Origin of the sequence: Chryseobacterium sp. c4a, from assembly GCF_009900745.1 — a bacterium.
Lineage (GTDB): Bacteria > Bacteroidota > Bacteroidia > Flavobacteriales > Weeksellaceae > Chryseobacterium.
In genome coordinates this window covers 1-12,285 of the sequence record NZ_WXVU01000012.1, presented here as the reverse complement: position 1 = coordinate 12,285, position 12,285 = coordinate 1, and the positions used below count along the sequence as shown (strand labels likewise).

The following is a 12,285-nucleotide window of genomic DNA, read 5'->3' as shown; positions in this document are numbered from 1 at the left end:
CAATGAAAAAAAAATATACCCCTACCGACAGATTGATCACAAAGATCACAGGATGGATTTCAGTTTTAATCGTTGCCGCACTTGCTGTCTGGGGCGGTTTTACTCTTAAAAATTATTACAGATATGAGCAAACCAATGATGCCCAGGTTCAGGAATATGTAAACCCGGTTATTTCAAGAGCAGGCGGGTTTATTGTGGCTGTAAAATTTGAGGAAAACCAGGAAGTAAAAAAAGGAGATACCCTTTTATTGATTGATAATCGTGAATATGTTCTTCAGCAAAAACAAACGCAGGCTGCTCTTCAGAAAGCCCGTGCACAACTAAAAGTGCTGCAAAGTACCACCGGAACTACAGAGAAAGAAGCCGCTGCTGCGCAAGCTCAGGTAGATGCTAATAAGGCAAAGGTCTGGAAACAACAACTTGATTACAATCGTTATAAAAAACTTTATGATGAAGAATCTGCTACCAAACAGAGACTGGAAGATGTAAAAGCAACACTGGACGTGAACGAAAGTGACTATAAAACGTCACAGGACAATTATGCTGCTTCCGTATCAAAAATCGGTGATATTCAGGCTGAAAAAACCGTTGTGCAAGCTGAAATTGCAAGATTGGAAGCTTTATTGGATCGTCATAAGCTAGATGTAAGTTATACCGCTGTAGTGGCTTCGTATGATGGAAGAATGGGAAGAAGAACCGTTGAGGTTGGACAAATGATTGATGCTGGAGAAACATTAGCTTTCATCGTGAATAATGAAACGGATAAATGGGTGGTGGCTAATTATAAAGAAACCCAGATCAAGGATATGAAAATTGGAGATCAGGTGAAAATTGTTGCAGATTCTTACCCTGATAAAGAATTTAAAGGAACCATTATTTCATTGTCACCAGCAACAGGTTCCAGTTTTTCTTTACTGCCTCCTGATAACTCTACCGGAAACTATGTGAAAATTGTTCAACGTATTCCTGTAAGAATTAAAGTAGAAGGAAAAAGAAGAGAAATCGATATTCTCAAAATGGGAATGAACGTAAATGTATATGCTAATAAAAAGCATTCCTAATGGCTAAAAGACAAATGCCCTTTTTTAAAAAATGGGCACCGGAATGGCTGGTGAAAATTATTCTTTTTTCCATGACTTTACCGGGAATTATCATTTTTTTTCTCCCACTGACCAATATTAATGCAGCAGCAGGGTATTATGGGAGTGAACCTGCAGATATACAGTTTTCAGTAGCATTATTCTATGCAGGATATGTTGGGTTTTATTGCCTTGAAAGGAGGTTTTTTAGTTTTCTGGCAGCTAAGGAGTATTTTCTTTTATTTACCACCTTACAGATTCTAGCCTGTCTTATATGTTATTTCACCCGTGAAGTGTATGTTCTTTTTCCCATACGTTTTATACAGGGAATGTTGTTTGCCGGGAATGTCAACCTTTCATTGACGTTGATTTTTACACGACTGAGTAGTGAAAGGGGAAGAGAGATCAGTTTTTCCGTGTTTTTTGGAATCCTGATTTGTGCATTACCTTTTAATAACCTGATTACAGCTAATCTTATAGATTCCTATAATTTTAATATCGTGTATAAAACGGCGATCTTTTCATATTTGCCGGGGCTTATTTTTCTGACATTATCCATGACGAATTACAGACCCAATGTGCGGTTTCATTTGTATAAATTAGACTGGCAAAGTTTTGCGGTTTTCAGTACGATTTTGGTGCTGGTGGGTTATATAACCATTTTCGGACAGGAATATTATTGGCTGGAAGATAACCGGATTTTGGGAAGTGTAATGGCTATCATTGCATTGATTGGGATATCGGTTTTCCGTCAGAATTCAATTAAAAGACCTTATATAGACCTTAGGATTTTCAAATACAGAAATTTTAAAATAGGGTTATTGATTCTTTTCGTTATGTATATTTGTCGCTTTGCCTCAGGAATTACAAACAGTTTTTTTGCGACAGAACTGCATCTGGATCCATTTTATATCTCTTACATCAATATATTTAATCTTTCCGGATTAATTATTGGGGTTATCATAGCCTGTTGTATGGTTTTACAGAAAAAGAAAATACAATATATCTGGGTGCCGGGTTTTCTGATGTTGCTTTTATTTCATGCTTTGATGTATTATTCCTTTGATGTACAAGCAGATGAATTCAATTATTATATTCCTTTATTTCTTCAGGGATTGGGGGTAGGGCTGATTATGGTTCCGACAATTATTTATATCATATCATCAGTTCCTGCTTCTATTGGGCCATCAGCAGCGGCAACTGCTTTAGCTATCCGTTATTTTGGGTTTTGTGCCAGTATTGCATTGATTAATTTTTTTGAACTCTTTGAAAAAAGTCGTCACTACAATGCTTTTCAGGATCATGTTACAGCGGTAGATCCTTTTGTAAAGGACTTTCTACATAAACAAACTGCTAAACTTACCGCTAAGGGAATGCTTGAAGATCATGCGGTAAAGGCCTCCAATAAATTGTTGGTAGGAAGGCTTAATGTTCAGGATCATGTCCGTTTTGCGATGGATTATTACGAAATGATGGTATGGCTTTTAGCCGGAGCATTACTACTAATCATCTTATTTCCCTATCTGAATCGTACTGCCCTTTATTTAAAATCACGCAGATTATCGCCTGCATAATTTTTTAATTTAAAAGTATAGCTTATTAGCTAATTTTATAGTGAGAGTGCTGAGACTGTCTTTTAAGGCAGTCTCTTTTTTAGGTGATGAAATTAAAAATAAAGATGGCTGAAACTGTTCCTTTTTTGTCATTGCAGCCATCTGGCATTCTCTGTACCTTTGTATCATACAAATTGAGACATGGAAAATGCAGGAAAACAATCAGGAATAAAACATATAGCACTTTTGGTCTTACCACAGGTTCAATTGTTGGATGTTGCGGGTCCGTGTGATGTATTTACAGGAGCCAATCTCTTTTTGCCGGATGATAAAGCCGGTTTGAAATATCAGATTCACTTGATATCCGGTACCGCCAATAAAATAATATATTCAAGTTCGGGAATTCCCTTGCCATGTACACATACTATTTACGATGCAGATTTTCCGATAGATACCCTGTTGGTAGCAGGTACAGACCTTGAAACCTTACATGAGATCAATGCAGACCTTTATTCCTATCTGCAAAATATGACGGGAAAGGTAAGGCGCATAGGATCAGTTTGTGTGGGGGCTTTCGTTTTAGCTAAAGCCGGATTGCTAAAGGGAAAACAAGTTACAACCCATTGGAAATATGCCAATATACTGCAACGGACTTATCCTGATCTGGAGGTAAATGTTAATCCATTTTTTATTCATGATCAAGGAATTTATACTTCAGGAGGAGTGTCTTCGGGAATAGATCTGGCTTTGGCGTTATTGGAAGAGGATTTCGGAAAACCCATGGCTTCGGAAGTGGCTAAACATCTCGTATTACACTTGAAAAGACCAGGAGTACAATCTCAGTTCGGAAATGCTATTTCTGATTATGAAATGCTATCGCCATTCACAAAGGAAATCAGAGATTTGCTTAAAGACAAATTAGGACAGGCTATCAGTATAGAATTTATGGCCGAATCTGTACACATGAGTGTTCGTAATTTCTCCAGAGTATTTTTGAAGGAATCAGGAATGACTCCAGGTCGGTTTCTTGAAAAAATGAGACTGGATCAGGCTAAAAATATGTTGGAATACACAGAGATGAGCATCGAAATGATTGCTGGAAAATGTGGCTTTGGAAATGCAGTTTCTCTTCGTCGGTTATTTTTAAAATATCTTTCAATTTCTCCGGTACAATACCGTAAAAACTGTACGGGAACCGAATAACTCTTTTTACTTTTTGATCCGTTAAAGCTGATAATCAATTGTCGGCAAGGAAAACTATATCCCTATTTAAACTATTAATTTTTAGAATATCATTATGAATCAACAACAAAATAACAAGACAATGAATGTAGCATTTTTAATTTATGATCAGGTAGAAGCTCTTGATCTGAATGGCCCACTGGATGTTTTTATCAAAGCGAATCTTATCTCTGCAGGAAGCTATCATTGTTATACTGTCGGGAAAATGAAAGATGCTGTATGCATGGAAGCTAATACCATGGCCATTATTCCTACCTATGATATACAAACAGCTCCAAGACCGGATATGATTGTCATTCCGGGAGCCAATCCTGATTATGTGATGGAATACTTACAGGATCAGGATTTCCAGAATACAGTAATGCAATGGATTAAAGATCTGTATCAAAACGGAACGATTGTTTTTACAGTTTGTACAGGAAGCATGCATTTATCTAAAACAGGAATTTTGAATCATAAGGAAATTACCACCCATTCTATGTTGCTGGATGCCCTGGAACAACATAACCCGGAAAGTATTGTGAGAAGAGATGTTCGGTTTGTAGATCAGGGACAATTGATTACTACAGCAGGAATAACAGCAGGAATAGATGCCGCGCTTTACCTTGTGGGAAAACACCACGGACAAAACCTGGTAGATACGATTGCGGAACTTTTTGAATATCAACAGTCTTCTAAAAACTAAGAGATATACAAATAATGTAAACTACAAGTATTTATAAAATGATGGATCTGTATGATATGTGAAACAATATAAATATTCATTGTACAGATGTATTATTTGTAGGATTCGGCGGGCCAAAGGCCCGCCGAACCTTTTTTTAATATAATACTTTACAGAACTCCGCTTTCCAGAATGGAAAACGTTTTATGTATACAGTTGATTTCTGCCAACTTTCCATAAGGAAGGGTGAAAGTAGGGCAGGTATGACCAAAATCCATTTGGGTAATAACCGGCATATCGTATAGGCCTTCTTCATCCAGAACCTTTAGTATTTCTGTTTCATATTCTTCAGCATAAAGATTATCATAAGGTCTTCCGAAAATAATTCCTTTCGCGTTTTTCAGAATTCCTGTTGCTGCATAATTCCGAAGCCAATATCTGACATAATCAGGATGTGGTTTGCCTTCAGAGGTTTCAAAAAACAGAATGCTGTCTTTCCATATTTCCGGATCCGGCCAATAGTCGGTTCCTTTGAGCATTTCTAAAACTTCCATACAACCACCGATCAAAGATCCTTGAACAATAGAATTTCCTCTGATAAATCGCCATCCAGATGGCGGCGTTAATTTTCTTTTAACATCCTGTAGAGAAATATCAAACCAATCCAGAAATTCAGTAGTCCAGCCTTCCGGGTTTGGATGAATCTGACCAATCACAGAAGGAGAGAACAAGGTTCGTTTGATATCGTTGATCTGGTACTCATGCATGGCTCCATTTTCTGCAAAACCAACCAGCAGTGAAGTTCCATAGAATGAACTTAAACCTGCTTTGAGGCAGATAAAATGAGTAATAGTACTATCTGAAAACCCTAGAAATATTTTAGGATTATTTTTAATGATATCTAAATCAATATACTTCAACATCCGGATGCTATCATCACCACCAATATTTGAAATAATGGCTTTGATAGATGGGTCAGAAAAGGCTTCCATAAGATCATTGGCCCTGGCTTCAGGGTTATTATAGATCCATTCTGCTGATTGTAAGGCGTGCCTGGTTTCTGTAACTTCTAGATTAAAGATCTGATTCAGTCGTTCTTTGCCTTTTAAATATCGGTAGGGTAGATCACCGGCTGCACCCCATGACATAGAAATGCTTGCTACTTTATCACCATCGACTAATCTTTTGGGAGTAATTAATTTCATAAATATTGAGCTGTAAAACAGAATGATTTGATTAATAATGATTTAATCGCTGAAGAAATAAATCAAATGATGGCTTTTTAAAACCACTTTTTTCAAAAATAAAACATCTTTGCCAAAAATCCAATGGTAAACATTGAAAAACACGCAAAATAACTCTCATCAGAGCCTTTACAATGGCAGAGGATCAAAATATTTTCTGAGGACTCAGCTAAATTGAAATTTTTTGTAAAAAAAATAATTAGCATAATTGATTTATAAACAGATGTTTGCTGATTATTCATGAAATTTTATGATAAAAAAGTCTAAAAAAACTTGGCTTTAAAGGAGATTTTCCTATCTTTGCAGTCCCTTAAACAAAGGGATTTACTTAAAAAAGTAAGTGGCCGACTCGGTAGCTCAGCTGGTAGAGCAATACACTTTTAATGTATGGGTCCTGGGTTCGAATCCCAGCCGGGTCACAATCAAAAAAAACTGCTGTTTCAGTAGTTTTCATTTAAAAAATATTTACTTGAAAAAGTAAGTGGCCGACTCGGTAGCTCAGCTGGTAGAGCAATACACTTTTAATGTATGGGTCCTGGGTTCGAATCCCAGCCGGGTCACAATCAAAAACTGCTGTTTCAGTAGTTTTCACTTAAAAAATATTTACTTGGAAAAGTAAGTGGCCGACTCGGTAGCTCAGCTGGTAGAGCAATACACTTTTAATGTATGGGTCCTGGGTTCGAATCCCAGCCGGGTCACAATCAAAAAGAACTACTGTCTCAGTGGTTCTTTTTTCGTTTGTATTATTTTATAATGTGATCATTTTAAGTTGATTTTTGCTGTGTTTTGTCTATAGAAAATGGAATCAGCCTTTCTTACGGGAAACCATCAAAAGTAGATAAAGAATGGTTGTATATTTAAAAAAAATAGAAGCAACTAAAACTTATTATGAACATCACAATATTTGATGATAAGACAAGAACACTGGAAGGTCCAATGCAACATAACGGCGACCTTTATACTTATTACAATGACAGTGCCCGGCCGGAAATTGGGAATATGCGTGTACTTCTTGAACAGTGGTTTGCCCGGTATCCGAAAGAAGAAAAACAGGATTTGAAATCACGTTTTCAAGCTGCTTTTAATCCGGCTTTTTATGAACTTTATATTTACATTCTTTTCCAGCAAATGGGTTATACATTAAGTATCCATCCTGAATTGCCCGATGTTAAAAAATGTCCGGATTATCTGGCTACAAAGGGTGAAGAAAAAATTTACATTGAGGTAAAGTATATTATGATGCTTACACAAAATGAGCAATCTTTACAAAGAAGAGAAAATGCTGTGCTGGATGCTATAAATAAAGTAAATGCGTCTAATTTTCTTTTAAAATTAAACAGCATTGTTTTTAAGGAGAGTAGTCAGCCAAGTGGAAATAGGATGATTAATTTTTTTAATAAAGCTCTTGCCGAGATTGATCCAGATAAGTACAACGGAGATTTAATGAAGAATGGATATGGAGCTATGCCTACGATAATTTATGACGATGACAAGATTACGATAGAAGTACAGTTACTTCCCAAATCCCCTTTGCAAAGAGGGACGGATTCTCGGGCTGTTGCTATATTTCCATCTGTAAAACAAATCGGCAACGATAGTGAGAATATTATCAGTGCTTTAGAAACCAAAGCCAGTAAATATGGACATTTAAACGCACCTTATATTATTTGTGTTAACAAGCAAAGCGTATCTTTTGATGTAATAGAAGTACAGGAGGCATTGTACGGATCGTGGGAGAGTTCATGGAGTGAAGATCCAAACAACCGTGATGAAAAATCAAGATTTTCGGGAAACGGATTTTTTGGTTCAAAGCACAATCCAAGAGCAACAAGGGTTTCAGGTGTTTATGTTACCAATGCAAATACGGCTAATTTAACGACTACAGCTAACCATGTTTTCAGGCATAATCAATTTGCAAAATTTCCAATAGATTTGGAAATAACGAATTCTATTGCAGTGCTATTGAATGTTCCGGATGGTTATCCTTTTAATAATGTATCAGTTTAAATATGTTCAAGTTCAGCAAGTTTTTCCCAGTTCTTCTATAAAAGTGTTCGAAAAGCGCTCCATTGGGGTCACAATCAAAAAGAACTACTGTCTCAGTGGTTCTTTTTTTATTGTATTCCCATCTAATAGTCACGTATATTTGTAGGACACTACAATTGAGTCAGGAATATGAAATTCATTCACCAGATCGATCCATCAAAGTTTATTTTTTTTGACCTCCAACATTGCCGGGATAGTTATATGCAGAATCCTCAGCGATCTGGTTTTTTTGAAATTATTTGGTTCAAAAATGATCCGGAAATTAATGATGGAGACTCTATGTATTTAATTCCGTTATACCGTTCAGAAAAAATAAGTTTTGAAAAAAAGAAAGGTTGTGTCATAGCCTTTAAAAGGGAATATCTGGAAGAGGATGATAAGGAATTTGCGCTTGATGTTTTTAATCTGTTCAATATACACGGACAATATACCAGTCTTCATTTGGAGGATGACGTTGTAGAAACACTTCAATACCTTAGAATATTGATTGAGAAAGAGTATCAAAATCCAATGGGGAGTTATTTGCTTTTAAAATCACTATTGAAAGCCTTTCTGCTAAATCTGATTCGTACCTGCCAACATTATTTTTTAAACCAGGATCTCCATCAAAAAAGAGTATATCAGTTTATTATGCTGATGGATGATTATTATAAAACTGAACGCAAAGCAGAATTCTATGCTTCAAAAATGGGAATCAGTGAAAAGAGAATCAATCAGATTCTGAAGGAAAAAATGAATAAAACACTTACTCAGCTCCTGCATGAAAGAGTTGTTGTGGAAGCAGAAAGAATGCTGATTTCCGGAGAATTAACGATCAAAGAGATTGCATTTGACCTTAGCTTTGATGATCCTGCCTATTTTTCCCGATTCTATAAAAAACAAACCGGGAATACTCCGGAGGATTTCAAGAAAAAGAATGCTTGTTTATAAATACAATAGTGTGCTTCTTTTTTAAATACATTTTTACGTTTTACAACCAAGATGCCTAATGTTGGTGATCTGTTGACCTTTGATTTCCAAATTGTACTGTTGGATTAGAAAATAATACAATAATCAGCGAGTTCAGCTGATCTACATTTGTATAACAATCTGCAAGATCATACAAAGGCAGTGAAAGAAGGTAAACTATACTTTAGCCTAGGCAGGTTGCAGGTTGTAAGATCAAATAATGTAATTAAAATATCACGTATGAAACCTACAAAGGAAACAGAAGAACAAATGTTCAGGGATATTAATGCGCTTTTATCTCCTAAACCCATTGCGCTAGAAGCAGGAATCAGAAGATTAGAGAACGGAATGCTTCATATTTCTATGAGGAACGTTTTGCATCATTGTAAAGGAAAAATGTTGGATTGGTGGTTTAAGTATTTTGAAACAACCGAAGACCTTAAACTCTGGCATCCTCATGATCATGTAGAACATGGGGGCTGGGATAGTCAATGGATTAAAAATGAGAATTATATTGGGGCAACTATCCGGGCTACAGAGTCGTTGGGTGATATACCTCCTGTATCAGCTATCATAAAATTCCACGATCCTGCAGAGATCTTTGATGTTGATATTTTAAAGCAAGCCTATGCTGATGGATCTGTAAGTGCTGTGGTGTATGCAAGAATTGGTTTTGGAAAAGATACTCCAATGGATGCTAATGGAGATCCTATTGACGGTTATATGTTCCATGTAGTAAGAGATACGGTACAAGGCTGTACATTGAGGAGTCATTTTTATCTTGGTGCTGTAGTAGCAGATAGTGAAAATAAGCTGTCAGATGAAGTGGGACTTGGATTGATGGAGCATTGTTATAGTGAATTTACTTATCTCTCTAATGTGCTTCCTTCCCTTTACTATGCTAAAAACAAACAAGGGGATAAAGCACCATTTCTTTGGTAGAAAAGCTTGCATGAAGGTAAAGAATGAATTTTTTTGATAGGATTATTAAAATGCGGTATGAAGATTTTTCATATCGTGTTTTTTGTAAATAATTATAGGTCAGGTTTTTGTGCGGTATTGTTTGTTTGTCTTAAGAAATGAGATGAATTGTTTGCATAAAAGAGAGACTATTTTTTTAGATAAAAAGCCTAATAAAACTTGTATTTAAAGGATATTTTCATATCTTTGCAACCTCTTAAACAAAGAGATTTACTTGAAAAAGTAAGTGGCCGACTCGGTAGCTCAGCTGGTAGAGCAATACACTTTTAATGTATGGGTCCTGGGTTCGAATCCCAGCCGGGTCACAATCAAAAAGAACTACTGTTTTAGTAGTTCTTTTTTTGTTTTTTTATACTATTTATCAATAATATAGATTGTAGTACAGAATTTATCTTCGGTATTTGAAAAGCCGTTTCGTTGAATTTCAGTTTTCGAGAAAAACCAGGTAATAAGATTATTTATGAGGTTTTTGCATTTCTATATTTTTCTGTGCTTCTTTGTCCAATCTCTTTTTATCCTGCCAGAACATTAGTAAAAATAATAAACCAACCGCAATACATACATAAGCAATCAGCTTACCGATCCTTTCAAGAAACCTTGTGGCAGTAGCTCGTTCATAATTGGAGAAACCCTCCAAACCGGAAGAATTACGTCGATTGAATTTTCTTCTATTAATCCAGTAGCGTAGGGCAATACCAATAATAAAGAAGAAAAGTCCCATAATAAGTGCTGTATAATCCATAGTTGTGTTTTTTTTGTGTTGTATAAATTTAAAAAAAATAATAATGATGTGATGATATATTTAAATGTGCCAAGACAAATTCTGAGTGAACAGTTTGTTGGTAAATAGTTTGAAACATACTAATACATTAAACCGAAAATTCTTTAAATTCATATTGGAAATTTTATTATGAATATAGATAATTTAACACCTATAGAATTAGAAGAAAAGTTTCAAAAATTTCTTTTAAATATCGATGGCTACATTGAAAATTTGCGATCAAAAGCTGAGAATGAAAATTTAAAGCTTGATATGAGTTTAAATAGTTTAAATGATTTGGAAACATATAGTAGTAAAACCAATATTGCTGTTGATATCGATCATTATACTGATGTTGCTGCTTATCTGGGAGAACTAGTAAGAAAAGAATTTGGAGGCAAATGGATTTGCTGTTTAGATAAAGAAAATAATCCTGCATATTATGGATTTCCAGTCATCGAAGGGCATGCGCCGGAGGGCGTGTTATTTGCCCCTTTTTTTGTTGTTGAAGCATTTTTACTGCGAGAGAAGAAAAGTCTTTTTTTAAATGCAATTAAAATTCAGGTTGGCGCTAATAGAATCGATTGGAGTAAATTCTAAAGCCGGAGTAAATATCCCGGTCATTTTTAACACATAATCCTATTCAGATTTCTTCTTAGATATAAACTCAAAACTCATTGAACTTTCGTTGCCAAAATAGCCAAAGAAAGATTGCTGTTCTTCTGAAAGCGAAGTATAATCGAAACACGTTTAATGGGCACAAATACAAAGAACTACTGTTTTAGTAGTTCTTTTTTGTTTTTTTACAGTGTATATTTCATAACAAGGATCTCTGAAGTTTCATTGCTCTCACAATTCGTTTCTTCAAATCCATTCTTTTTATATAGAGAATAGGCAGAATGATTTTTAGAAGCAACTTCCAAAGAGACTTCTGCAATATTGAATTTTTCTTTGCCTTCTTGGATGGCGCTTTGTATTAATTCTGAGCCAATATTTTTCCCCTGAAAGTCTTTCTTTACATACATCTGATAAATATTTCCCATATTATTGTCATCAATAACAAAAGCACAAAGACCGACCAGTTTTTGATCAGCAAAAGCACCCCAAACTGATTTTTTAGGATTTTGATTTTCAATATCAATTTCCATTCTGAGTTTCTCTGTGTTCACAGCTTCTTCATAATTGGTTTCAAAAGAGTCTGGAAATTGTAGAAGACTTTCCAAACGAATTTCCCGATACATTTTGCTTTCATAAGGAACCAATTTTCGATATTCAATATTCAAGATTATTTTTTTTGTGATCATAAATTTATAATTAATTCTTCGAAACATAGAAAGACAGAAGGTTTGTTTTTATTGAAAAGAAAAAAGAATCAAATTAAGGAACTTAAATAGAAGTACAAAATGTAACAAATGTGATTTCAGAGAGTCTTATTGTAAAGAAGAAAATACTTATTTTAATCTTACAACCTTGGGGAAGGTCTGATTTTTAATCAAAAAATAAAATCAAAATTTGAAATATTGAGTCGTCCTAAAATAGGTTGACATAAATTAAACAATATTTAATCCGGAGAGATATTTTATTTCTTCGGATTTTTTATGCACTTTATCTGGCGTTTCCATATTAAGACTTAAATGTGGTCTTTTAGTATTATAAAGATAAATACTTTCTTTTACTAATAAGTTTAGATCTTGAATATTCTTTGTTTTAGAAAAAAGGAATTCTTGTTTCAATATTCCATTAACCCTTTCTGCTAGCGCATTTTGAT

12 protein-coding genes and 4 tRNA genes are annotated in these 12,285 nt (G+C 35.0%); 12 read left to right on the top strand and 4 right to left on the bottom strand.

The annotated features are described in order from the left end of the window. The first annotated feature begins 2 nt into the window (after positions 1 to 2). From GTR01_RS15365 to GTR01_RS15350, 4 genes are all read left to right on the top strand, one after another. Complete coding sequence (locus GTR01_RS15365) at positions 3 to 1,061, top strand: HlyD family secretion protein (protein WP_160138684.1); 1,059 nt, start codon at positions 3 to 5, stop codon at positions 1,059 to 1,061. Continuing rightward, on the top strand, positions 1,061 to 2,653 hold the full coding sequence (locus GTR01_RS15360; RefSeq protein WP_160138683.1) for a beta-carotene 15,15'-monooxygenase: 1,593 nt from the start codon (positions 1,061 to 1,063) through the stop codon (positions 2,651 to 2,653). The genes GTR01_RS15365 and GTR01_RS15360 overlap by 1 nt, the downstream gene beginning before the upstream one ends. Before the next feature lie 180 nt (positions 2,654 to 2,833). Then, complete coding sequence (locus GTR01_RS15355) at positions 2,834 to 3,835, top strand: GlxA family transcriptional regulator (protein WP_160138682.1); 1,002 nt, start codon at positions 2,834 to 2,836, stop codon at positions 3,833 to 3,835. Between the two features lie 94 nt (positions 3,836 to 3,929). After that, the gene (locus tag GTR01_RS15350; RefSeq protein WP_160138681.1) at positions 3,930 to 4,559 is read left to right on the top strand and encodes a DJ-1/PfpI family protein; all 630 of its coding nucleotides are present in this window, start codon (positions 3,930 to 3,932) and stop codon (positions 4,557 to 4,559) included. 149 nt (positions 4,560 to 4,708) lie between these two features. Here the strand turns inward: GTR01_RS15350 and GTR01_RS15345 are convergent, their stop codons facing one another. Next, complete coding sequence (locus tag GTR01_RS15345; RefSeq protein WP_160138680.1) at positions 4,709 to 5,743, bottom strand: S66 peptidase family protein; 1,035 nt, start codon at positions 5,741 to 5,743, stop codon at positions 4,709 to 4,711. Between the two features lie 385 nt (positions 5,744 to 6,128). Between GTR01_RS15345 and GTR01_RS15340 the strand changes: the two genes are divergently transcribed. The 7 genes from GTR01_RS15340 to GTR01_RS15310 all read left to right on the top strand — a co-directional run bounded on the left by GTR01_RS15340 (position 6,129) and on the right by GTR01_RS15310 (position 10,062). After that, a tRNA-Lys gene (locus GTR01_RS15340) sits at positions 6,129 to 6,201 on the top strand. Between the two features lie 68 nt (positions 6,202 to 6,269). Continuing rightward, positions 6,270 to 6,342, top strand: a tRNA-Lys gene (locus GTR01_RS15335). Positions 6,343 to 6,407: 65 nt separating this feature from the next. Beyond that, positions 6,408 to 6,480, top strand: a tRNA-Lys gene (locus GTR01_RS15330). Positions 6,481 to 6,670: 190 nt separating this feature from the next. After that, positions 6,671 to 7,789 carry a hypothetical protein gene (locus tag GTR01_RS15325; protein ID WP_160138679.1) on the top strand — a complete coding sequence of 373 codons (1,119 nt, stop codon included), beginning with the start codon at positions 6,671 to 6,673 and terminating at the stop codon, positions 7,787 to 7,789. A 168-nt stretch (positions 7,790 to 7,957) separates the two neighbouring features. Then, complete coding sequence (locus GTR01_RS15320) at positions 7,958 to 8,758, top strand: helix-turn-helix domain-containing protein (protein ID WP_160138678.1); 801 nt, start codon at positions 7,958 to 7,960, stop codon at positions 8,756 to 8,758. 258 nt (positions 8,759 to 9,016) lie between these two features. Then, positions 9,017 to 9,718, top strand: a complete 702-nt coding sequence (locus GTR01_RS15315; protein ID WP_228452253.1) for a DAPG hydrolase family protein — start codon at positions 9,017 to 9,019, stop codon at positions 9,716 to 9,718. A gap of 271 nt (positions 9,719 to 9,989) precedes the next feature. Further along, positions 9,990 to 10,062: transfer RNA gene (locus tag GTR01_RS15310), tRNA-Lys, on the top strand. A 149-nt stretch (positions 10,063 to 10,211) separates the two neighbouring features. On the opposite strand, the gene GTR01_RS15305 is transcribed toward GTR01_RS15310, so the two are convergent. Then, complete coding sequence (locus GTR01_RS15305; protein ID WP_160138677.1) at positions 10,212 to 10,499, bottom strand: molybdenum ABC transporter permease; 288 nt, start codon at positions 10,497 to 10,499, stop codon at positions 10,212 to 10,214. 168 nt (positions 10,500 to 10,667) lie between these two features. Between GTR01_RS15305 and GTR01_RS15300 the strand changes: the two genes are divergently transcribed. Beyond that, entirely contained in the window at positions 10,668 to 11,117 is a 450-nt protein-coding gene (locus GTR01_RS15300) for a hypothetical protein (RefSeq protein ID WP_160138676.1), read from the top strand. Positions 11,118 to 11,320: 203 nt separating this feature from the next. Here GTR01_RS15300 and GTR01_RS15295 read toward each other — a convergent pair whose 3' ends face one another. Next, a complete protein-coding gene (locus GTR01_RS15295; RefSeq protein ID WP_160138675.1) occupies positions 11,321 to 11,800 on the bottom strand; it encodes a GNAT family N-acetyltransferase in 480 nt (159 codons plus the stop codon). Between the two features lie 267 nt (positions 11,801 to 12,067). After that, positions 12,068 to 12,285, bottom strand: a 218-nt coding sequence (locus tag GTR01_RS15290) for an integrase core domain-containing protein (RefSeq protein WP_160136654.1), incomplete at its 5' end; no start/stop codon positions are given.

Coding starts and splice junctions, on each gene's coding strand:
- GTR01_RS15365 (WP_160138684.1), top strand. CDS start 3: ATGAAAAAAAAATATACCCCTACCGACAGATTGATCACAAAGATCACA.
- GTR01_RS15360 (WP_160138683.1), top strand. CDS start 1,061: ATGGCTAAAAGACAAATGCCCTTTTTTAAAAAATGGGCACCGGAATGG.
- GTR01_RS15355 (WP_160138682.1), top strand. CDS start 2,834: ATGGAAAATGCAGGAAAACAATCAGGAATAAAACATATAGCACTTTTG.
- GTR01_RS15350 (WP_160138681.1), top strand. CDS start 3,930: ATGAATCAACAACAAAATAACAAGACAATGAATGTAGCATTTTTAATT.
- GTR01_RS15345 (WP_160138680.1), bottom strand. CDS start 5,743: ATGAAATTAATTACTCCCAAAAGATTAGTCGATGGTGATAAAGTAGCA.
- GTR01_RS15325 (WP_160138679.1), top strand. CDS start 6,671: ATGAACATCACAATATTTGATGATAAGACAAGAACACTGGAAGGTCCA.
- GTR01_RS15320 (WP_160138678.1), top strand. CDS start 7,958: ATGAAATTCATTCACCAGATCGATCCATCAAAGTTTATTTTTTTTGAC.
- GTR01_RS15315 (WP_228452253.1), top strand. CDS start 9,017: ATGAAACCTACAAAGGAAACAGAAGAACAAATGTTCAGGGATATTAAT.
- GTR01_RS15305 (WP_160138677.1), bottom strand. CDS start 10,499: ATGGATTATACAGCACTTATTATGGGACTTTTCTTCTTTATTATTGGT.
- GTR01_RS15300 (WP_160138676.1), top strand. CDS start 10,668: ATGAATATAGATAATTTAACACCTATAGAATTAGAAGAAAAGTTTCAA.